Annotated in this window: 23 protein-coding genes and 3 pseudogenes; 10 read left to right on the forward strand and 16 right to left on the reverse strand. The window is 36.3% G+C overall.

All coding sequences use genetic code 11. The features are described 5' to 3' along the window. Positions 1-84 precede the first annotated feature (84 nt). From NYE61_RS18070 to NYE61_RS18085, 4 genes and pseudogenes are all read right to left on the reverse strand, one after another. Positions 85-330: a DNA alkylation repair protein gene (locus NYE61_RS18070; RefSeq protein ID WP_095308358.1), complete on the reverse strand. Its 246-nt coding sequence runs from the start codon at positions 328-330 to the stop codon at positions 85-87. A 167-nt stretch (positions 331-497) separates the two neighbouring features. Continuing rightward, positions 498-635 carry a hypothetical protein gene (locus NYE61_RS18075; RefSeq protein ID WP_251660673.1) on the reverse strand — a complete coding sequence of 46 codons (138 nt, stop codon included), beginning with the start codon at positions 633-635 and terminating at the stop codon, positions 498-500. A 24-nt stretch (positions 636-659) separates the two neighbouring features. Further along, a complete protein-coding gene (locus NYE61_RS18080) occupies positions 660-869 on the reverse strand; it encodes a hypothetical protein (RefSeq protein WP_095308359.1) in 210 nt (69 codons plus the stop codon). After that, positions 862-2,406, reverse strand: a pseudogene (locus tag NYE61_RS18085) (transposase); the annotation flags it as partial. The pseudogene NYE61_RS18085 and the gene NYE61_RS18080, both read right to left, overlap by 8 nt. Here NYE61_RS18085 and NYE61_RS18090 point away from each other — a divergent pair. Further along, positions 2,406-2,594 (forward strand): annotated as a pseudogene (locus NYE61_RS18090) (glucose-6-phosphate isomerase); the annotation flags it as partial. The pseudogenes NYE61_RS18085 and NYE61_RS18090 sit on opposite strands and share 1 nt — an antisense overlap. Positions 2,595-2,698: 104 nt before the next feature. On the opposite strand, the gene NYE61_RS18095 reads toward NYE61_RS18090, so the two are convergent. Then, entirely contained in the window at positions 2,699-3,064 is a 366-nt protein-coding gene (locus NYE61_RS18095; RefSeq protein WP_118890494.1) for a winged helix-turn-helix transcriptional regulator, read from the reverse strand. A 208-nt stretch (positions 3,065-3,272) separates the two neighbouring features. On the opposite strand from NYE61_RS18095, the gene hxlA reads away from it, so the two are divergent. The 4 genes and pseudogenes from hxlA (at position 3,273) to NYE61_RS18115 (ending at position 7,902) form a co-directional block, all read left to right on the forward strand. Next, positions 3,273-3,905: a 3-hexulose-6-phosphate synthase gene (gene hxlA / locus NYE61_RS18100; RefSeq protein ID WP_118890493.1), complete on the forward strand. Its 633-nt coding sequence runs from the start codon at positions 3,273-3,275 to the stop codon at positions 3,903-3,905. 7 nt (positions 3,906-3,912) lie between these two features. Next, positions 3,913-4,470 carry a 6-phospho-3-hexuloisomerase gene (gene hxlB / locus NYE61_RS18105; RefSeq protein ID WP_118890492.1) on the forward strand — a complete coding sequence of 186 codons (558 nt, stop codon included), beginning with the start codon at positions 3,913-3,915 and terminating at the stop codon, positions 4,468-4,470. 541 nt (positions 4,471-5,011) lie between these two features. Next, on the forward strand, positions 5,012-6,145 hold the full coding sequence (locus NYE61_RS18110) for a zinc-dependent alcohol dehydrogenase (protein WP_065180902.1): 1,134 nt from the start codon (positions 5,012-5,014) through the stop codon (positions 6,143-6,145). A gap of 106 nt (positions 6,146-6,251) precedes the next feature. Next, a pseudogene (locus tag NYE61_RS18115) lies at positions 6,252-7,902 on the forward strand (IS1182 family transposase). A gap of 100 nt (positions 7,903-8,002) precedes the next feature. Here the strand turns inward: NYE61_RS18115 and NYE61_RS18120 are convergent. Then, on the reverse strand, positions 8,003-8,203 hold the full coding sequence (locus NYE61_RS18120; protein ID WP_303448824.1) for a hypothetical protein: 201 nt from the start codon (positions 8,201-8,203) through the stop codon (positions 8,003-8,005). A 432-nt stretch (positions 8,204-8,635) separates the two neighbouring features. On the opposite strand from NYE61_RS18120, the gene NYE61_RS18125 reads away from it, so the two are divergent. The 3 genes from NYE61_RS18125 to NYE61_RS18135 are packed head-to-tail and all read left to right on the forward strand — an operon-like array spanning position 8,636 to position 11,882. Continuing rightward, positions 8,636-10,042: a PTS transporter subunit EIIC gene (locus tag NYE61_RS18125; RefSeq protein ID WP_303448823.1), complete on the forward strand. Its 1,407-nt coding sequence runs from the start codon at positions 8,636-8,638 to the stop codon at positions 10,040-10,042. Between the two features lie 32 nt (positions 10,043-10,074). Beyond that, the gene (locus NYE61_RS18130) at positions 10,075-11,124 is read left to right on the forward strand and encodes an ADP-ribosylglycohydrolase family protein (protein ID WP_095313812.1); all 1,050 of its coding nucleotides are present in this window, start codon (positions 10,075-10,077) and stop codon (positions 11,122-11,124) included. A gap of 44 nt (positions 11,125-11,168) precedes the next feature. After that, positions 11,169-11,882, forward strand: coding sequence for a GntR family transcriptional regulator (locus tag NYE61_RS18135; protein ID WP_095313814.1), 714 nt, complete (start codon positions 11,169-11,171; stop codon positions 11,880-11,882). 238 nt (positions 11,883-12,120) lie between these two features. Here NYE61_RS18135 and NYE61_RS18140 read toward each other — a convergent pair whose 3' ends face one another. Together NYE61_RS18140 and NYE61_RS18145 are read right to left on the reverse strand one after the other, a co-directional pair. Beyond that, complete coding sequence (locus tag NYE61_RS18140) at positions 12,121-12,693, reverse strand: sigma-70 family RNA polymerase sigma factor (RefSeq protein ID WP_303448820.1); 573 nt, start codon at positions 12,691-12,693, stop codon at positions 12,121-12,123. Between the two features lie 363 nt (positions 12,694-13,056). Further along, entirely contained in the window at positions 13,057-13,305 is a 249-nt protein-coding gene (locus NYE61_RS18145) for a DNA alkylation repair protein (RefSeq protein WP_303448817.1), read from the reverse strand. Positions 13,306-13,833: 528 nt separating this feature from the next. On the opposite strand from NYE61_RS18145, the gene NYE61_RS18150 reads away from it, so the two are divergent. Further along, entirely contained in the window at positions 13,834-13,971 is a 138-nt protein-coding gene (locus NYE61_RS18150) for a hypothetical protein (RefSeq protein ID WP_303448815.1), read from the forward strand. Between the two features lie 70 nt (positions 13,972-14,041). Here the strand turns inward: NYE61_RS18150 and NYE61_RS18155 are convergent, their stop codons facing one another. From NYE61_RS18155 to NYE61_RS18190, 8 genes are all read right to left on the reverse strand, one after another. After that, complete coding sequence (locus NYE61_RS18155) at positions 14,042-14,770, reverse strand: SIS domain-containing protein (protein WP_303448812.1); 729 nt, start codon at positions 14,768-14,770, stop codon at positions 14,042-14,044. Beyond that, entirely contained in the window at positions 14,770-15,486 is a 717-nt protein-coding gene (locus tag NYE61_RS18160; RefSeq protein ID WP_303448936.1) for a KDGP aldolase, read from the reverse strand. The genes NYE61_RS18155 and NYE61_RS18160 overlap by 1 nt, the downstream gene beginning before the upstream one ends. Before the next feature lie 20 nt (positions 15,487-15,506). Then, complete coding sequence (locus tag NYE61_RS18165; RefSeq protein ID WP_303448809.1) at positions 15,507-16,226, reverse strand: creatininase family protein; 720 nt, start codon at positions 16,224-16,226, stop codon at positions 15,507-15,509. 32 nt (positions 16,227-16,258) lie between these two features. Beyond that, positions 16,259-17,251, reverse strand: a complete 993-nt coding sequence (locus NYE61_RS18170; protein ID WP_303448807.1) for a phosphotriesterase — start codon at positions 17,249-17,251, stop codon at positions 16,259-16,261. A 91-nt stretch (positions 17,252-17,342) separates the two neighbouring features. Then, positions 17,343-18,638 carry a PTS ascorbate transporter subunit IIC gene (locus NYE61_RS18175; protein WP_303448805.1) on the reverse strand — a complete coding sequence of 432 codons (1,296 nt, stop codon included), beginning with the start codon at positions 18,636-18,638 and terminating at the stop codon, positions 17,343-17,345. A gap of 35 nt (positions 18,639-18,673) precedes the next feature. After that, the gene (locus NYE61_RS18180) at positions 18,674-18,943 is read right to left on the reverse strand and encodes a PTS sugar transporter subunit IIB (protein ID WP_118890265.1); all 270 of its coding nucleotides are present in this window, start codon (positions 18,941-18,943) and stop codon (positions 18,674-18,676) included. A 6-nt stretch (positions 18,944-18,949) separates the two neighbouring features. Further along, on the reverse strand, positions 18,950-19,390 hold the full coding sequence (locus NYE61_RS18185) for a PTS sugar transporter subunit IIA (RefSeq protein ID WP_303448803.1): 441 nt from the start codon (positions 19,388-19,390) through the stop codon (positions 18,950-18,952). 36 nt (positions 19,391-19,426) lie between these two features. Further along, a complete protein-coding gene (locus tag NYE61_RS18190) occupies positions 19,427-21,535 on the reverse strand; it encodes a BglG family transcription antiterminator (protein ID WP_303448801.1) in 2,109 nt (702 codons plus the stop codon). 456 nt (positions 21,536-21,991) lie between these two features. On the opposite strand from NYE61_RS18190, the gene NYE61_RS18195 reads away from it, so the two are divergent. Continuing rightward, positions 21,992-22,186: a hypothetical protein gene (locus NYE61_RS18195; protein WP_303448799.1), complete on the forward strand. Its 195-nt coding sequence runs from the start codon at positions 21,992-21,994 to the stop codon at positions 22,184-22,186. Positions 22,187-22,221 lie beyond the last annotated feature (35 nt).

Genomic DNA, 22,221 nt, shown 5'->3' on the forward strand with positions numbered 1-22,221 from the left:
TAGGTTCCTTAAAAGGTTTGTTCAAATAAATGTTTTCTCAACAACAAAAAATCATTAGGGTCGCAGCAGACACACATACAAACATTAAAAACCTGCATATTTAGCAAACTGTTCAAATGTATTTTCATTCTCTATCAAACCACATATCCCACATTGAATACGGTATTTTGGCCCCTTATACATCTGATGGAACATTTCCGTACTCTCATCTGTATAACTTTCCAGTAATTCTCCAGTTTTTGCGTCTAGTTTAACAGGTATTGCGATTTGCTCAATGAGATTAAAGCGGGATTTATTTGTTTTGCAATTTGGACAACGGTATGGCTTGATCCGTATTGCACCTCCATATGTCTTTTAGTGATGACAGTCATTTTCTGATTTTCATGTTTATTGTGGCCTATTTGCTTTTTATTATTCGGGAAACTGTTTGTTTGGGAGTTTTGTTTTGGTTAATGAGCTTCTAAAACAACGTGTGGTGGATATTTATATACAACTTGTTAGTATCTTTCACTATAGCCGATAAGGATGAATGAAACGTTAAAGTCACTTTTCGATAACATTTTTTCAATGGTTCCCTCTTTCAGTTCATTGGCCAAGTCTAAAATATCGGTAACGGCCTGTTTCAATTCACTCACCTGATTTTGAAGCCGTTGCAGTTCCTACAGTTGCGCCGACGATAAATCCGTTTCCTGTTGCCACTTGACGAGTTGCCTTTCGTAGATCGGCGCAAATTCAAGCTGTTCCGTGTAGGATCGGATGACACGGTTGACTGTGGCATCGTCTAATATATGCGGTTTAGAACGGGCTGCCAATTTGGTTCTGGTTTCATTGATTCTCACCTTTCCTTCGAATGGATATGAATTATTCATTCGGAATAACCTCCAATTGAGCCAACTCTTGGATAATGGCATCCATGTTAACTGATTCCGGATATTTGTTAAATTCGTAATGCCCGTAAAAATTAATATGCTGCCATGCAACGGGGGAAATGCGTTTCAATACATCTGAATTGAGGGCTTCCCTGTCTCTGTATTCTAGCATATTGGATAATAGACTGGCATTGTAAAAAATGATGCAATTGGCGATGAGACGACTGCATTCGTCCCAAATTTGTTGGTCTTATTCTGTTTTGAAACGGAGTTTACCAAAGTTCGCATAGGATACGGCTCGCTTTAATTTATGATAACTTTCACCCCGATTCAGGGTACGTTGCACATTTTGACGTAGGGGTGGGGAGTCTATATAATTCAGAAGGTACAAACTCTTGATGATGTTATCGTACTCCCACAAGGCCCGCATGGTTTTGTTTTTGCGGGCGTAAGCACTTAGTTTCCCAATGATAATACTCTGTGTTGTAGATTTCAATGCAAGTGACAATAGAATACGCTGGATATTGTCCCATTCCTCAATAATCAGCTTCGTATTGATTTTTCGAACAGGTTTGATGAGGACATCCCCGTATTGGCTCGGGTGTTTGAATCCGGATAACGACTTGCTCACGGTACGATAGATATCCTTGTAGCGGAGTGCAAAATCATAATCAAAAGAGTGAAGAATGGCGAAATTCACTTCATTGGTTCCATGGGTGTCGGTGGAATGCACATCCGGTCGGATATCGGTTGTATTGTTGTATAAAATATCGAACACGTAATGACTTTTATGCTCATTTGCGCCAATGACTCGGGCATTGATGGGAATATGATTGGCCACCGCTGTATAGGAAACGATCCCCTTATTTAAGCCGAAATATTTGGGGGAATGACGGGAGCGCATCGTATGGATCCTCGTTTCAAATTTCTGCCCGTCACTGCTCGAATGAATGACCTCATTAATGTCAAAGTGGTGAAAGATCGGCAGCCTTCGAACAGCATTACTGATGCGATCATTGGCTTCTTTTAAGGTTTCCAATCGTATAAAGTTCTCAGATGTAGCCGCAAGCAGGGGATAACCGATGTCGGAGATTTCACCCATTCTCCCCAACCCCATATTGGTGCCCCAAGCAATCAGACAAGCAATTAAAACCCGATCATCCCTGGCTCGTTTCGCATAACGCCCCAAGATATGATCAAATGCCTCTATAAATTGACAATGTTGATTTGCATAGTGCAGAACACTGCCAATGTCAATAGAGTTCAACGCATCAAAAAAGGAGTGGTTGATGGTTTCTGTTTCCCGTGAATTTGAAAGTATCCAGCGATTATTTGCGCCATGTTTTTTGATATGTTCATTTTCCCCCGACGCAATCCGTTGGTTCACTTCCGTCATTCTGGCTTCAAGTTTCTGTTCCAGTTTCGTTAAATAATCGTGAATGGGTTGGTTGGTATTTGTCAGACCGGCATTGGCCAATAATGTTTCTTTTTGTTGTCACTGCCTGTCATCAATTAGATCGTCCTCAAAACTTCGGTATATCGGTTAATGTTATTTCTAAATCAGGAACAACAACAGAGCCTGCCTTAGCCTTCCGTATCTTTTGTAACTATCTGGAACAAAAATATGGAAAGGAAGAGGCAAGAACACGTATTTTTACCGCTACTGATCAGGAAAAAGGTGTATTAAAAAAACTTGCTGACGCAGAAGAATATGAAACATTTGTGTTGTTGTTTTTACTCTTTATATAGACAATAATAACTTACCACGGTTAAAAATGGCTAACCGTGGTAAGTTATTATTGTCTTACAGAATGAAAAGAAACCTTTTTCTACTTAACAGCTGATTTATCCTCAGTTTCCTTTTCCAATACATTCTCAATGTAATCTTTGCCCCAGTCGTACATAGCCTCTAAAATCGGTAAAAGTTTTCTTCCATGCTCAGTTAATGAATATTCAACTTTCGGTGGAACTACAGGGTAAACTTCACGATGTACAATTAAATGATCTTCAAGTTCGCGTAATTGATTAACAAGCATTCTTTGGGTAATACCCGGCATAAGGGCCTTTAATTCACCAAATCGTTTAGTTCCTTCCTTACCTAGATGCCATAAAATCAACATTTTCCATTTACCACCAATTACTGAAAGTGTCAATTCTTTTTCACAGTTAAAAGCTTTCTCTCCTAAATTTGGCATACATGTCACTCCCCCTCCTATTTTACCCAATAGTATACTTTTTAGCACTATATGTGGTAAAAGTGCGTACTTTTAATTTCGCAACATAATGAGTATACTAAACAACGTGCTAGTGAGTAAATAGATTTTCAAAAGGAAACATTTGCCCATGTCTATTGACAGCCACTTAGTACAACAAATTAAAATATTCTATAAGGAGTGAGTATAAATGAAATTACAATTAGCATTAGATCTTGTCGATATTCCCGGAGCAATTGAATTAGTGAAAGAGGTAGAAGAGCATATTGATGTTGTAGAAATTGGTACACCTGTGGTGATCAATGAAGGTCTTAAAGCAGTGAAAGAAGTAAAAGCTGCATTTCCTAACTTAACCGTATTAGCTGATTTAAAAATTATGGATGCAGCTGGATATGAAGTAAGCCAAGCATCTGCTGCAGGCGCTGACATCATTACGATTCTTGGAACGGCAGAAGATGAGTCAATCAAAGGCGCAGTAGAAGAAGCGAAAAAACAAGGTAAACAAATCCTTGCTGATATGATCGCTGTGAAGGATATTGCAGCCCGTGCAAAAGAATTAGATGAACTTGGTGTTGATTATATCTGCGTTCACACAGGTTATGATCTTCAAGCTGTTGGAAAGAATTCTTTCGAAGACCTTGCGACCATCAAGAGCGTTGTTAAAAATGCGAAAACGGCCATTGCAGGTGGAATCAAATTAGAAACACTTCCTGAAGTAATTAAACAAAACCCAGATTTAGTTATCGTAGGTGGCGGAATCACGAGTAAAGAAAATAAAAAAGATACAGCTCGCGAAATGCAAGAATTAATTACACAAGGTTAATTCAACTATGAAGACTACTCAATATTTAGCCGAAGTCGTTCAAGAATTAAGTCAAACGGTCCACTTAATTTCTGATTCAGAAGCAGAGAAATTAGTAAACCAGATTTTAGAATCCAAGAAAATCTTTGTGGCTGGTGCGGGCAGATCTGGATTAATGGGTAAATCTTTTGTAATGCGAATGATGCACATGGGGATTGATGCCTATGTAGTTGGTGAAACAGTAACAGCTAATTTAGAAAAGGACGATCTATTAATCATTGGTTCAGGTTCAGGAGAAACCAAAACCTTAGTTGCCATTGCCGAAAAAGCTAAAAGCTTAGGTGGTAAAGTCGCAGCTGTAACCATTTCTCCTGAATCAACCATTGGAGAATTAGCTGATATTATTGTTAAATTACCGGGGGTAACGAAAGACCAGTCTAAAGGTGATTACAAGACCATTCAACCAATGGGATCTCTATTTGAGCAAACGATGTTGTTATTTTATGATGCCATAATCTTGCGTTTTATGGAGAAAAAAGGGTTAGATTCTAATAAAATGTATGGTAAACATGCAAATCTCGAATAGAGAAAAATAAATTATTTTCTCCTACTTTAAATAATTAAATTAACGGGTAAATACCTATCTAAAATAGAGCATAGCTAAAATATACAGAAAAGGCCACATTCTTTGTAAGTTTGTGGTCTTTTCCGTATATTACCATTTATTCTATAATGTAAAGTCAAAAACAGATTTGAAGACAAAAAATAAACAAATCCATCATTTCGCAAAAGTGATTGTGGAATAGCATCGACTAAGAAACTCAGCTAATCTTCTCATGTGAAGGTAGTTGGGTTTTAAAGTTGGATGTGCAAAATAACACTTAAAATAAGCGCAAAATATCTCCTGAAATGATAAGCTAATGATCCCAAGGAGCCAACTATTATCAATAGGGTGTACCCTATTGATAATAAAATAGACTATCGGTTTTACCAATCAGTCTATAAATAATTGTGCAACTTCTTTAACTTACATAAAACAATTACGCTAAGAGTGTATATTATTTACTTTCTTTGTTAACCATAGTTAAGACTGTTAACAGTATTAGAAATAGGAGGGCCCTGCTTTTATGAAGGCTGTAACTTATCAAGGACCAAATCATGTACAGGTTAATCAAGTAGAGGATGCAAAATTAGAAAAAAAAGACGATATTATTGTTAAGATTACTTCTACCGCTATTTGCGGATCTGATTTGCATTTATATCAAGGTAACATGCCATTACCCCCAGGATATATTATTGGCCACGAACCAATGGGTATTGTGGAAGAAGTTGGACCTGAAGTCACAAAAGTAAAAAAGGGAGACCGTGTTGTCGTTCCCTTTAATGTTTCATGTGGACATTGCTTTTATTGCCAACATGAAATGGAAAGCCAATGTGATAACTCAAACCCTCATTATGATTCTGGCGGATACTTTGGTTATACTGAGAAGTTCGGTAACCATCCGGGTGGTCAGGCTGAATATTTAAAAGTCCCTTTTGGAAACTTCACTCCCTTTGTTATCCCGGAGTCATGCGAATTGGAGGATGAGTCACTGCTCTTTTTATCGGATGTTCTGCCAACAGCTTATTGGAGTGTAAAAAATGCAGGTGTAAAATCAGGCGATACAGTTATTGTTCTTGGATGCGGACCTGTTGGGTTGATGGTACAAAAATTTGCCTGGATGGAAGGTGCAAAGCGTGTAATAGCAGTTGATTACTTGGATTACCGAATCAATCATGCGAAAAAGATGAACAATGTTGAGGTATTTGAGTTCACAAAATACCCTGATATGGGGGAACATTTAAAAGAAATCACACATGGTGGGGCAGATGTCGTCATCGATTGTGTAGGTATGGATGGAAAGAAATCCCCCCTAGAGTTTCTGGAACAAAAATTCAAACTGCAGGGCGGAACCCTTGGACCTATTCAAATTTCTACTAAAGCTGTCCGAAAGTATGGGACAGTGCAAATGACTGGTGTTTATGGAGGTAACTATAATCTATTTCCATTAGGTGCATTTTGGATTAGAAATATTAATCTTAGAATGGGACAGGCTCCAGTCATTCATTTTATGCCAGAATTGTTTAAAAAAATAACAAATAACGAATTTGACCCAAGAGATATTATCACACACAAAATGTCCCTTGAAGAAGCAAGTCATGGTTATCGAATTTTTAATAATCGTGAGGATGAATGTATAAAAGTCGTTTTAAAACCGTAATACTCTTCTCTTTCCAAAAAGAGGCTGGGACAAAACCCCAGTAATTAAAAAGGACACCTTTTGATAAAATTAAAGTTACCAGACAATAATTTTCGGAGGTGTCCCTATGTTTAAACATTATACCATGAATCAAGTTGTATTGCCGTTAGATTTAGAAATAAAACTTCAAGAAAATGATATTGCCTACGCTGTGAACGATGTGGTGGAAAGTATTCCAGATGAGGCATTCATTAAGTTTTTGCGTACTACCGGTTGTCCTGCCTATCATCCGCGAATGATGATGAAGGTTATTCTGTGTGCCTACACGCAATCTGTTTTTTCTGGCAGAAAGATAGAAGGGTTATTAAAAGACAGTGTACGCATGATGTGGTTAGCACAAGGATATGAACCAAGTTATCGTACCATCAATCGTTTTCGTGTGCATCCAGAAGTGAAGGAGTTACTACGTCAATGCTTCGTTCAATTTCGCTGCCAACTTGTCCAAGAAAAACTAATTGATGAGGAAGCAATTTTTATTGATGGAACGAAGATTGAAGCCAATGCCAATAAGTTTACGTTTGTTTGGCGTAAATCGATTGAAAAATATAGTACTAATTTGGTGGAGAAGTCTAACCAAGTGTACGATGAATTATTGGAAAAGGAAGTTATTCCAGAAATAGAACGAGAAAGTCTGGATAAATATCAACCGAAGAACTCGAAAAAATAGTGGAAAAGCTAGACGACAAGGTAGAAAAATATGACAAAAAAATAGAAGAGAGTGAAGGTGTAAGCGAGCGTAAAAAACTCCGTTCAGAGCGTAAAGCACCAAAACAATATCGAAAACAATTTAAGGATTATTTGGCACGCAAACAAAAATATCAAAACGACATGGAGATCTTCGGAGAACGTAACAGTTATTCGAAGACGGATCACGATGCCACTTTTATGCGAATGAAAGATGATTATATGAAGAATGGCCAACTAAAAGCAGGTTATAATGTGCAGGCTGCGACAGAAGGACAATATGTGCTCGCTTATGATGTATTCCCAAATCCAACTGATACACGTACTTTCATCCCCTTTCTGGATAAAATAGAGGAAGGCTTCTTTGAGCTACCTCCATATATCGTGGCTGATGCAGGTTATGGAAGTGAACAAAATTATGAAGATACCATAGAGAATCGAAAACGCACACCTCTCATTACATATAATCAATATCGAAAAGAGAAGAAAAAGAAATATAAAAATGACGCTTTTAACTTAGCTAATTGGGAATATAATGAAGAGGAAGATTCGTTTACTTGCCCAAATAATAAAACATTGTCATTCCGCTACCTATCTAATCGAACAGACAAATACGGATTTACACGAACATTTAAAGTCTATGAATGTGAAAACTGTTCAGATTGTCCGTTACGTTCCTTATGCACAAAAGCAAAAGAAGGAAATAACCGAAAAGTTTATTATAACGAAAAATGGGAACAACAAAAAGAATATATAAGAGAACAGCTTTCGAATAAAGAAACTGGAGAAATTTACGGCAAACGTAAAATAGATGTGGAACCAGTCTTCGGATTTCTGAAGGCTAATTTGTGCTTCACTCGCTTTTCTGTGAGGGGAAAAGGAAAAGTGGAAAAGAATTAGGTTTTGCGTTCATGGCGGTAAACTTGAGGAAGTACACCGCCATGAACAGAAATCAAACAGTAGATAATAAAAATAATCCAAAGCAAAATGGTTCCGATCATCAAAAACCGATGATCGGAACCATTTTTCAGTAATTTAGGCTAGTTATGTCTCAGCCTCTTTTGCTGTTTACACAGACTCTAGGATCAGAAGAACGCTTCTGTTTTTAGAACTTCGATTTTCAAAAAAAAAGACCTACCTATTGGGTAAGTCAAGTTCCCGATATGCATTCTGATATTTCCCGCCTGAAGCGCCTGCAGCAACCTCGGCATGGTACAAAGCCTTAAGCGCAAAGCTTTTTTCAAGATCATGTTCTTTCATTATTCTTTTTAACTCTTTTTGTAATTCTTCATTTTGCATAACCAGTTTTTTCATGTGAGATGTATAATATTTCATCTGCTACTTTAACCCCTTTTGTATCCAATAATTCAGTAAGTATAGCATTCCTACTGTGTAATTACATTATTGCCTTATAATTGCTTACACAATCTTTAATTTAAGGTGTCTGTCACTACCTATTACACAGTCAGATTTCCAAGTGATTAGCATTATCAAACGATGAGCGGAGATTTGTTGGTAGGCAGGGTGGAAAGAAGTGAAAACACTTGGGATATTCCGTTTTTGGTTCATTGATGGAAAACCGTATTCCAGGGAGTTACTTATCTGTGTGCTGTACGGATAATATGATACTATATTTAATTGTTCAATTAATGTAAGCCTTTACAATAATTGAACAATTGTGTATTCTTAATATGAGGATAAGACGTTATAACGTCTTATTGGGGGTAGCAATTATGTTTCTAGGTCTAAAAGAAAGGAGAAGTTTTTATGAAAAAAACAGAGTCTTTATCTTTAGCAAACCAGTTGTTATCGTTGATGGGAGGTGCGAATAATATTGTGTCGATAACCCATTGTGCGACGCGACTACGCCCTACATTAAAAGATCGTGCGCTAGTTGAAAAGGAAAAAATCGAAACCTTAGATGGTGTAGCAGGGGTTGTTGATAGGGACCTAGGATTTCAAATAGTAATTGGTACCAATGTCGATGAAGTTTATAACGCATTTATGAAGGTATGGAAATCAACTGAATCAAATGATATGAATAAGGACATGGCAGATCTTTCTCAGACAGATAATAAAAAGAATAGTTGGTTTAACAAGTTTATTGCTCTAGTTGTCAGTATTTTTTCACCACTATTGCCATTGTTAGCTGGCGCAGGATTGCTCCGAGGATTTACGATTTTAGCTAATGAGTTGGGCTGGTTATCAACTGAAAGCACAACAAATCTGATTTTAACTCTTACGGCGACTTCAGTGTTTTATTTCTTACCATTATTAGTCGCTATTACATCAGCAAAACGATTTGATACAAGTCCGTATATCGCGATTGCTGTGATGGGTGCACTAATTATGCCTGAATTTATCAACCTGGTGCAGGGTGATGGCGGAAATATGATTACATTTCTAGGTCTTTCAATTCCTGTATTCAATTATACTAGCCAAATCATTCCTGCGATTTTAACTACTTGGGTACAATCAAAAATGGAACACTTTATGAAAGGTAAACTACCAAATAGTTTGCATATGATTGTAATCCCTACAGTATTATTAGTGATACTAGTTCCTATAGTCGCTGGAATATTTGGACCAATTGGAAATTACTTAAGTATTGGTATTGCTAGCTTTGTAGATTGGTTAGCAAATATAAATCAAATCGTTACGGGAGCTGTTATTGGTGGAATTTGGAATATTTTGATTATGTTTGGTGTACATTGGGCACCGAATACAATGGTGATTATTCCGGAAATTGCTTCAACAGGTAGCTCTGCTTTTATTGCGTATGGTGCGAATGCGAACTTTGGTATGGCGGGTGCAGCATTTGCCATTTTCCTACGTAGCAGAAGCCAGGAATTGAAGAATTTTTCATTAACTGCAATAACATCTGTCTTTTTATCGGGAATTGTTGAACCAGCAATTTACGGTTTGGGTGTAAGATTTAAGAGTCCTTTAGTAGCGGGATGTATAGGTGCAGCTTTAGGTGGTGCCTTTATGGGTGCATTTAATGTAGTAGGAAATGCATTTGTATTTGGCGGATTGACAACAATCCCTGCATTTGCGGGACCAACGTTATGGGCATATGTCGTTGGTTTAACAATTTCGTTTTTGGGTGGTCTGTTATTAACACTTCTTTTTGGTATTAAGGATCCAAAAGCAGAAATGTCTGCTTCAAAATAAATATAAGATTATTTATAGAAAGGATGATAAAAATGAGTTTAAACTCAAAAATACAAGGAATTTTAGGATTAGCAGCAATTGGTGATGCAATGGGAGCAGCAACAGAAAATCTATCGTTTGATCAAATCCGTACGCAATTTGGTAAAACTATAACTAAATTTGAAAAACCGGGAGAAACAGCATTTGCACTAGGAAATGAGGCAGGACAAGTTACAGATGATTTTTCCCAAGTGTATTTTCTATGCCAAGCTATCTTGAAAAATGACGGTATTATTAATAAAGATATTGTAATTAAAGCTATTTTGGATTGGTCAAATGTTCCATGGTATTTTGATCGTTTTGCTGGTCCTACAACACGAAGTGCAGTAGCAATGTATAAAGACCCCTCGTTAAAAATGAAGCCGTTACCAGGAGCAGCAACGGTGGACTATGCCTCCAAAGCAACAAACGGTGCAGCAATGAAAATTGCGCCAGCTGGTATTTTATATCCTAACGATTTGGAAGGTGCGATTGATGCTGCAATTACAATTACACAGGTAACACACGATAACGCTTTGGCTATTTCTGGTGCTTGTGCAGTGGCTGCTGCTACAAGTGCGTCCTTAGCACCCCATGCGACAGTTGATGAGGCTTTAAGTGCAGGTTTTTATGGGGCTTTACGTGGTGAAACGAAAGCAAAATTCATTTCTCGTGAAGTAGCAGGTCCAAGTGTTGTAGAACGTATCCGATTAGCGTATGATATAGTAAACGGTGTTGGTACAAAAGAAGAAAAATTGCGTAAATTATCACAAGTGGTGGGGAGCGGCTTACATATTTCTGAAGCTGTGCCTTGTGCATTTGGAATAGTTGCTTTAAATAAAGACAATGCCTTGCAAGCAGTAATTGATGCTGTAAATATTGGGTACGATACCGACACTGTTGCAACAATTGTAGGGTCTATGGTTGGGTCGTTTGTGGATTTAACCGATCCAAGTTTTATGTCTTTATATGAGACTGTACAAGTTGCTAATGATTTTAATTTGATAGAATTAGCCAATTCATTAGCAAGTATAGTGAATACTAAGGAAGAGAAACAAAATTAAACATGGTAGAGTTGCAAATTTGTTAGTAAGTATGGTGGATGCTTATGAAAAGAAACAAAGTTAAATATTTAGCTATTTATGAAGAATTACAACAACAGATCATCAATGGGGACTACCTCGTTGGTGATCTGATGCCAGCAGAGCCTGACTTACAAAAACGATATAATGTAAGTCGAATTACTGTAAGGCATGCAGTACAATTACTGGTAGATGAAGGATACGTTGAAAGGATTCATGGTGTAGGAACGATTGTTCTTAGTCAAAAAAAATCGTTGCAATTACAAAATCTATTAAGTTTTTCGGAGGAAAATAAAGAGCATAATATACAATCAACGTTATTCTCATTTGAAGCTTCTATTCCAGCAAGTCCGCTGGTATGTTCCCAACTTGATTTGCCAAAAAATGCGATGGTTAGTTGTCATGAACGAATACGCTGGATTGATGAAATTCCGATTGGCTTTCAACGTGTATATTGTCCTTCGTCTATTCCTTTATTTGCTGAAGAGCTCAGTTCAGTGGATGCTTCCTTGTATCAGTTGTTTCGCATAAAAGGATATATGGTGAAAAAAGCTAATGAAACAATTGAATCTGTAGTTGCGAATGAGGAATTGGCTAAAATTTTGAAAGTAGCAGAAAATAGCCCCTTATTATACGTTCAACGAGTAACAAGAGATGAACAAGATCGACTAATTGAATATGCTGAGTTCTTTTATAGAGGGGATCGATACCGGTACAATGTTCAATTGGAAATTCCATGATGAGGATATAGGAAAGCATTTATCACTTGATAAACGAAAGCATTTTTTTACTGGAATCATTCCGGTATTTGAGCTATTCATTTAGAAGAAACTGTCTTATAAAACCTTGAACTATTATAGTGTAAAAAAACTAGCACTTAACTTCCAATTGACTATACCATACTAATGCCACATAAAATCAAGGTCTTCGTCTTGATTTCATGTGGCTTGTAAGTTACATTTTCTGCTTCACACATCGTTACGGATCAATACTCTCCATAATTACTTTCTCAAAATCAGCATTTCGTAGCTTCTTTTTTGCCTCTTTTCCCCAGCTTTTTACTGCTTCAATAGAAACTTCCTCTTGTTCAGCAATTTCTTTTAATGACTTGTCCTCAATAATGTAATATCTTATCCAGTTCCATTGTTTTTCGGTTAATAATCTTTTAACTTGCTGCCAAAGATAATCATCGCTTTTGATATTTTCTTTCACAGTTAATCCTGAAAAATTAGTGTTACTCGCTTTATGATACACTTCTGCTTCAAACGTAGCTTCCTCCTCTGTGGAGACGAGTACTTCTCTTTCAATTCTACGACTCTCTTTTCGAATTAGATCAATCAGACGATGGCGAATAATAAAGTTGAAGTATGTGGAAAGTGGGCCTTTATCTGGCTGGTAGTTTTTATATGCGCTCCACATCGAGATAAGCCCTTCTTGATAAAACTCTTGGTGAGGATCTTGTATGTTTAATTTGTGAAGGTGATAATGAATCCTACGCTTATTTTGCTCAAAAATTTCTTCAAATGTAAATGTGTTTGTATTCTTTTTCATTTAATTTACACTCCTCATCATAAACGGTATTCATATCTATAATCGACCATTCATTACAATATGGGGTGCAAAAAGTGAATTTTAGTTAATATTTTAAATAGACCTGTTACAGAACGTTTATTTTTGTTTGCGGATGAAGAGGGAAATGGATAAAGTAAGTTCCTTTTTGAGCAAACTCTGCGAAATTGATTTATAAAAATCCTCAATAAGCAATGAATCGATAATCTAATTACGCATTAATTCTAATAATGATGCCAAACAACCTAAATTTAGATGACATCTACACCTTAAAAGGCTTGCTGTGTTTAGTGTTTTCACACCAACAAAAAATCATCGGGCAGCAGCAGACACATATACCAAACTTTAAGACCCTTCGTATTTAGCAAATTGTTCAAATGTATTTTTATTTTCTATCAACCCACATACCCCGCATTGAATACGGTATTTTGGACCATTATACATCTGATGAAACATTTCTGTATTCTCAGATGTATAATCTTCGAGGACGTCCCCAGTCTTTGCATCGAGTTTGACAGGCGTTGCGATTTGCTCAATGATATTAAATCGAGATCTGTTTGTTTTGCAATTTGGGCAACGGTATGGCTTATTCATATTGCACCTCCATATTTCAATGATGACGGTCACTTTCTATTTTTAGAATGTGAAGAGAAAGATTCGTCTACTATTCCTTTGAACGTGTTTATTGTGGCCTATTTGCTTTTTTATTATTCGAGAGGCTTTTGTTTCTTGGTTAAATTGTTACTGGTAGGCAGGTTTTTATCTTATTATAAAGTTACAATAGGCGAGGGTATTAGATAGACCTGGTCTCCATTTTTTCCAATATTTGTTGTCAAAAGAAACCACTTTGATTGCCACATTACACTATAACTATTTTTCGGTATTTGGGTTATCCTTTGAAAACTTTATATCAAATACTTAGTGTTACTGAAGATTTAGATGTAACCTTTCATCTCGCTTTCAATTTTGCACGAGATCAGATGGTATATTTGGAAAAAATTTATCCAAATATACACAAGTTAAACGTATTTTCTAACTGTAAGTGGAAATTTTATAGCGCCAGAAGCTGTCTTACCACATAATGAGATTATTCAAATTACTAAAAATACGCACTTAACAATTATGACAGGACATGGTTTACGTGTAGATGGTTTTGAAGAGTTTTACAATGATGTACAGCCTGAAGAGGTTCACTTTGGATTAGGAGCAAGAGTTAATGAGAGTTTTGACTATCCAATAGATAAGAATAAAAAAAATTAATGAGATTCTTAATCAGTAAAAAAAGAACAATACAATTTTTTATTGATCCAATTGTATTGCTCTATTTTTTTTATAGCTTAATTCGCTCTTTATATTTATCAATTAGTTTTTCATTATGATCATCTGCACCTTCAATATTCCCACTCAAGAACACCGGTGGTTCAAAGTTATTTTCGGCCATTAGTTTAATAGACTGGGCAAAAACTGCGTTTAAAATAGTTGATCCTATTACCGTTGAACTTGGTGAAAATCTTACATCCACGTCAATATGAGACAAAAGCGCATCACCCGCTGGTGCATGGTTATTAATAACAAGATCAACAGCATCAAGCAAAAGCTCGCCACTGATATGGCGTGAAGGCTGACTGGATGAATATTCAATCGATGTGATTCCAATTACAAATGCGCCTTTTTCTTTGGCGAGATGGGCTACATCTACAGGTACAGGGTTTCTGCCAGATGTTGAAATGACAAATATAACATCTCCATCACGGATGTCCTGTGCTTGCATAAATGTCTTTGCATAATCATTTTTTCGTTCGTAAGTGGACGAACGGACAGCGCCTTCGTGAAGCATTAATGGCTCATGTAAAATAGGATGTATTGGTACTAAGCCTCCTGCTCGATAGTAAACTTCTTCTGTTAATATATGAGAATGACCACATCCAAATAAGTGGATTACACCGCCATTTTGTATCGTCTCGGCGACTTTATGGCCCGCCTGAATCATAACATTATGCTCTTCTTTTTGAACCTTAGCTAATAAATCTTTTATTTTATCAAAGTAGTTATTAATCACTATAAACCCTCCATTATTTCCATAATTTCATTAACCTTCGATGGGATTGTTTCCCCTGTTATTTTGTCAATGGTTGAACCGAAGATATGCGGCATAAAGAATTCGATATCAATGGCCATTACACCCATAACAATGTCTTTAATATTGCTAGCATCAATTCCACCCGCAGGCTCTACACCACGAATTCCTTTTGCAGCAGCAACTTTTGTTAAGTAAATTAGTTCATCTAAATGCTGATTTCCCTTTATAGGCATCATTTTAATACTTTCAATACCCAGACTAGCGGCAATATCGATGAATTGTTCTACCTTTATAATACTACCTGAATTTGCTAATCGAATTTTCCCAATCTCTCCAGTTGGCTGAATAAGTGCATTGGCCAATTGTTTTCGTGTACCTTTTCCATCTAAAAACCCTTTTGTATAGGCCGCTGTTTCGAAAGGCTGATTGATATGACCTGGATCAGATGCTACAGCGATGTCCAATACTTTCCGCCAATTAGCTGTATTTCCACCACCACCAAGTCCAATGCTTACCATATCCGTGATCGTTTTTAGTTCTATTACTTTCTTAGTTGCTGCATCGATTGAGTCATAGTTATCTGATACAATCCCAGGAATAACATATCCAGAGCCAGCTTCCATAACATCGGCGGCATTAGCGGCGTCACGAGCTATAAAGTTAAATAAAAATTTATCATAGAGTTTTTCTTTCATAGACTGCTTCACACTTTCAATTAATATTTTGAATTAATCAATTTGGCCATATTTTCAATTGCGATATCAATGATATATTTTCCTTTTTCTTCTGTAGCAAGCTTCGCATCACCGAGTACAGCTGTTTGGGTAAACTCTTCCCATGGTGTCGGAGTTACATCGGCATGTATTGGAATATCAGGTATATCAGTAATTGCTTTATCCATATCGACATGTTCTGGCGCTAAGTAAAGCATATAGGATGTTTCAATCTCACATGCATGAAAGTACGTGTTATGAGAGGACTTAGTTTCTCGTACCTCAGCTGCCGTTTTATTCATACCAGGATAAAAAAAGTAAAAAACCCGCATTTCTGGACAATTCTCAAACAATACACGTGCTGCATCTTTAAGTGCTGGTCCATTTCCCAAATGTCCATTAACCATAGCAAATGTAGTAAATCCCTGTTTATAGAGGCTTTCACCAATATCAACGAGGAAGTTCATGAGAGAGTCATTACTTATATTGATACTTCCTGGAAAATTACGTAAACTCCATACTTGTCCATATGGCAATGTCGGTAAAACAAAAGCATTAACTCGTTCAGCTAGTTTTTCTGATAATCGTTCTGCAAGTAAATTATCTGTGCCAAGGGGTAAATGCGGACCATGTGCCTCAACTGCACCAATCGGTAGAATAGCAATTTTAGATTTATGAATACTATCTTTTACTTCGAAAGAATTTTGATATTGAAATTGCAATTTATTTCACCACCCAGTTTATTTATGAAAAGTTACTTTTTAAATGTAAAGCATCGAGCAGGATTTTGGACGAAAAACTTATCAATCAATTTTTTTCCATCAAAATCTTTTTGATTTGCTTCTTCAATAAATCGTGGTACCCATTTACCAAGAATATTTTCCAAGCCTAGTCCATGATCATAATGCTTATAATATGTTTTTCTAGCAGTATCTCCACTTACTAGTATTTGGTCTTCATGTCCTTTTTTTACAAGCTCTAAAATACAATCAATTCTTGTGCTTTCTGGTGCATATTTTATTTTTGAAATACCATCAAAGCAAAGCAATGCGCCAGTTTGAGCTATCTTTTCATGATAAAAAGGGTCGGGGTTACGATCCATATGACCGAAACTAATGTATTCTAGGTCAACGCCTTCACTTTTCAAAAGCTCAATTTGTTCAAAGCCCATTGTTCCAGCCTCTGTATGGGAATGTAGTGGTGCCTTCGTTTCGTGATGTGCCCTTGCCACTGCACGTAAAGTTTTCTCTTCTAACGGGGTAATTCGATTATAACCAGTACCAAATTTTACTTGACCACCACGTATATTGGTACCTTCTAGTCCCTCTTCAATTTCTTTAATGACAAAGTCTGCAAGCTCATTTATTGATTTTGCGTCAATCCATTCATAAAACGTTTTATAATCTCCTGTTAACTTTTTTAAATGTTCAGGAATTGTTGCCTTCCAGAGAAAGCTCTTGTTAAATCCTGCTGTTCCTATCATGGTGACACCAGTTTCCTCTGAAATTTCCTTTACTGCTAACACATCTCGGCCATAATCAATGGCTGTTGCATCTACAATTGCTTGTCCACCAAGGTTTTTAAAATCTAAAACATCAAGCTTCGATTTCTCTTTGTCATCAAGTAATAAATCATCAACATTATGCTCAACCCAGTAGGGTGGTCTACACACAATATGTTCATGTGAATAGGTGGTACCTAATTTTGAAGGGTGTATATCACCATGAAATGTTCGAATAAAGCTCATCATAATCACTCCTTGTAGGATCATCTTGTCGAATTACTTTTATCATTGTGAAAAGGGGAGAATGGCTTCCCCCCGAGGATTGAAAAATCAATTAGAAAAATAGTTGTGCTAAAAAGCGAACGATTGGTCCTAATATAAACATATCTGAGTCCGCTGCCCACATTGCAGTATCCGGAATTGTATCTGAAAGAAGCATCTTAACTGTGATAAATTGTCCCCAGGCTACAACAGTTGCAGTAATAAAACCACCCATTAATGCACCTCTTACACCACCAGTTACATTTCCGAAAACCCCTGCAGTTGCAGAGTGAAAGAACAATACGATCATTGTCGGAACGAATACATACCCAACCGTATTTCCCAAAACTACCAACCAAATAAGTGCCCCTGCAAAAGATCCTAGAAATCCTAAAATTACAGCATTAGGAGCAAACGGAAACACTACTGGGCTATCTAAAGCTGGCTTTGCTCCAGGTACGATTTTTGTTGCAATCCCTTTAAATGCAGGAACCATTTCACCAATAAACATACGTACACCAAGTAATACAACTGCAATCCCAGCAGTAAAGGTAAATGATTGAATAATCGCATATACAATAAAGTTTTGGTCTCCAGCAGCTTCAACTAACGCCTGAGCACCAGGTGTATCTTTAAAGGAAATAATGATTGCACCAACTAAGAATAATAATCCCATTGTAAGCGCAGTAATAACATTTGAATCCCTTAAAAATTCCAATCCTTTTGGCAGCCTGATTTTTTCAGAATCATTTTCTTTATTACCAAGCAATTTACCAGCTAAAGCACTTAGTAATGCCACTGATGCTGAAGTATGTCCAAGGGCGATATTGTCATGACCCATTATTTTACGCATGAAAGGCTGCGTTAATGCAGGTTGTAATGTCCAATATATTCCCATGATTACAGCTAGGAATATTACAAGCTTTCCAAAAGAGATATCTCCAACTGCTTGAATTGCAATCCCAGCAAAAATTGTTGTTGTCCAGAACATCATATGACCAGTCAGATAAATAAACTTAAATCTTGTAAATCTAGCTAATAAAACGTTAATAACAAATCCAAGTGTCATAGCTAAGGTGACGGCGCTTCCATATTTTGCGTTAAACCCTTCTTGACCCATGAAATCACCAAGAGGTTCAGCTGATAGATTAAATACCTCTTTCCATAACGGTTCAAATACAGTTAGTGCATTAACGATAACACCTGAACCTGCACTGATAATTAAAAATCCAATAATAGCCTTAAATGTTCCACTAATCGTTTGACTGGCAGATTTCTTCTGTAATAGCAATCCTAAAAGTACAATAAACCCTAGTAAGATCGCTGCTTGTCCAAAAATATTCGTAGCAATCCAAAAAATAACATCCATTCTGCACTACTCCTATTCCTATTATTTTTTATTTACTAGCTTTCAATGTTCTCATCAATTGCCTTGTTAATTTCATCCATGTCAAAATAATTATTTACTAAAAATACTTTCGCTGTATGACCTACTAAACTTTCTGCAAGTTCATTACTTGTAATAATATAGTCTGCTTCCATACTTGAAGCTGTTGAAACATCAGTATGTTCTACATCTGCTTGAATGCCTTTTTCTCCAAGTACTTGCTCGACATTCATTCTCAGGATTAAACTTGTACCCTGTCCTAACCCGCAAACTGTCAAAATTTTAATCATCATTTATCTCTCCAATTCTAAAATATATTTTATATCTTCATAACTTGTAGCTTTCATTAACCTATTAATATTATTGGTGTCATTTAATAGAAGCGTTAATTTTTTCAACAATGTTAAATGTTCATCACTTGATGAAGCCCCTAAACTAAAAACTAGTTGTACAGGATCATTAGAACTATGACCAAACGCAATCGGCTCCTTTAACTGTACAAATGATACAGAGGCCTCGTTCACTCCATCTTCAGGCCGTGCATGTGGAATTGCAATGTATGGTGCTAGTACGAAATAAGGACCATTTTCCTTATATGCATTTTTCATTGCTTCAATATAAGATTCTTCAATAAGCCCCTTTTGCAAGAGTAGTTTACCGGCTGCTTCAATTGCTCCCTCAGCACTCGTTACTTCCACTCCAACCTTTACGATATCTTCTTCTAAAAACTTCATAAAACTCACACACCTATCGTTATGTTGTTAATCAATTCAGTTTGAATATGCATAAATTAATTTTGTTATTTCACTCTTGTTTGTTGTTTGGATCATTTTTTCCTTATTCGCTTTAACCGAGAATAGTTTCGTCAATTGCGATAATGCTTTTAAATGCTGTTCATTATCCCGCGAAGCTAATATTATAATGACACTTGCCGGTTTCCCAAATAGGTCGACAGGTTCTGTCAAATGCAACATGCTCATTCCCGTTTTCATTACACCATCTTCTGGATTAGCATGTGGCAATGCGAAGTGTTCGGATATAACGATATAAGGCCCTTTTTCAGTTATATTTTGGATCATTTTTGTAATATAGCTCTCTTGAATATAACCCTGATTCAATAATGGGTCAGCAGCACTTATAACTGCTTCTTTCCAGTTTGAAATGCTCTTATTTAATACAATCCTCTCAGGGGGTAAAAGTTCATATAAGTTTGGCTTGCCTACTTCGTTTTCACCTTTTATCGGAGTATGAAAATACCTTCTGAGCTCTTGGCGTAATGTATCATTATCATGAATTGTCGCATACCTTTGAACCATATCGATGACTGAATCTACCGAGTACACTTGTTGCTTTTGTGAGTATTCGAACAAGCTGTTAACTTTTTTCAATAGCTGTTCTCTATCAGCATTATTTAGAACTGGATTGACAACAAAAACTGGAACTCCTCGATCAGGAAGGGATATTGTGGATACAATATAATCGATAGTTAAATTCATTCTTTCATATTCTCTTAATGAAGTAACACCGACAATATCAGTGTCTGAAAATAATCCTTCCAGTTGACTTTCCAAAAGCCTCGATGTACCTAAACCATTCGTACAAACAATTAATAATCTTTTACGAGACTGTCCAAGCATCACACCTTCCTTGCGCAGCCATCCACCAAAATGCATGGCGCAATATGCAATTTCATTTTCATGAATAGGTTGACCAATTAAATCTTCAAAATGATGTATGACCTTTTTTGTTAGATTAAAAATCTCTGGATAATTTTGTTTAACTGAATCTCTTAATGTATTTTCAATCTGAATCCCATATTTATTTCGATAATAAGCAGGTTTTAGGTGTAAAAGCAGATTCTGGATCATATTCTGTTGTTCATGGAACTCAACAGCTGCAAACAGTTGAAAATCAGCTACCATTTTTTCGACCACATGAAGTAATGATTTTATTTCCTGCGTTTCCACTTGTAGACTTTGATCATAGTTCACCTTTGCACTGAGTAAATATTTTGCAAAATAGTATACTTCATTATCAGGAACTATAATATCCGATTGTTTGGATAGATTGATACATAAAGCTTTTGCGCCATCGAACTCACTGGTCGATTTAATTACTTCTTTTTCAATTGGATCAACATTAACTATTTTTCCTTGCATAATTCGTCTTAAAAAGAAATGGAACCAAATGACGAGATTATTTAATACATCATCTGTAATCTCAATCTTAAATTGCTTTTCATATTCATTTAACAAGTGACGTAATTCCTTTAGCCACTGGAAATTAAAGATTAAGAAAGGTTTAAATACCTGTTCTTCTGGTAAAGAATTCATCTCAGATAAAAGCTCATGGCAGCCATTTTGAGGAATGACCAAATCCAAATAATAAGTAAGCAATTTCCTGGTATCGTTTTCATTTCCTACTATTGAATACCCAGTATTTCGCTCAGAAGTAATGCTCAACTTATATTTTTTTAGCTCCTCTTTCAGCTTGCTTATATCATCGAGCACGGTATTCCTACTTACTTTAAAGAGATCCCTTATATGCTCCAAATAATATGGCTGTTCTCGTCCAGCGATGTGAATGTAAATCCATGCTTTCCTTTCAATAGGAGAAAATTCATAGTACATATCACCTGAAACAAAATGCTCTTTCTTTTTTATGATTTCCTTTTTCGATCTTTCATCAATATAAAAACCTTGTCCCCTAACCTGCTTAATATCAGCAAAATGTTGTAACTTCAACCAATCATTAATCTTATCCAGATCATTATAGATCGTACGCCTTGAGACATTGAATATCGTTGCAAGTTTCTGTACAGAAATATAAGAATCTTGCTGTATAATTTTATTTAAGATTGCCATACTACGTTGGTCCATAATATTCATCTCCTTATACAGTAGTGTATGGTAGTAGTATGTCTAATTCTATTATAGTAAAAAGAGAAATAGGTAATAAGACCAAATAAGGCACAGAGAAATATGCAAAATTGGACTGGTGAAAAAGGAGTCTAAATCTACAGGATATTTTTAATGAGGATAAATGTGATAGTGGTATGTTAAAGTTTTTTAGCCAATAGGTCAAAACCAAATTATTACAAACGCTATCTAAATGAAGAAATTTAATTCGTGAAAACAATTGCTGACCAAAACAATTTTTGTGCACTTTATGAGCCATTGAGTCGGCACGTGTAAGGAACATAGGGAAGGGGTTGTTATTGTTATTGTTGCTGATGAAGTCCGGAAGTTAGCGGAGGAAAGTGCGGTGATTACAGTCTCAATTTCAGATGTCATAACGATGCTATTTGAAAAATCAAATCAAGATATGAAAGATCGATGCAAGGTAAAGTTGCTGCAGATGAAGGTCAGCAGATATTAAAAGAGGTGGTAGATTTCTTCACGGAATTAAAAGAATCCTTCCAGCAAAATAATAATAGTTTTCAAAAGGATTTGGATGAAATCAAAGCAGAGCTGCCAGTAACTCCACTTCTATTAAGTCACAAATTGAAAAGAAAATACCATTGCTACTGAAGAAATTGTAGCAACGGTAGAAAAAGAACATGCGT

This window comes from Oceanobacillus sp. FSL W7-1304 (genome assembly GCF_037969805.1).
Lineage (GTDB): Bacteria > Bacillota > Bacilli > Bacillales > Amphibacillaceae > Oceanobacillus > Oceanobacillus profundus.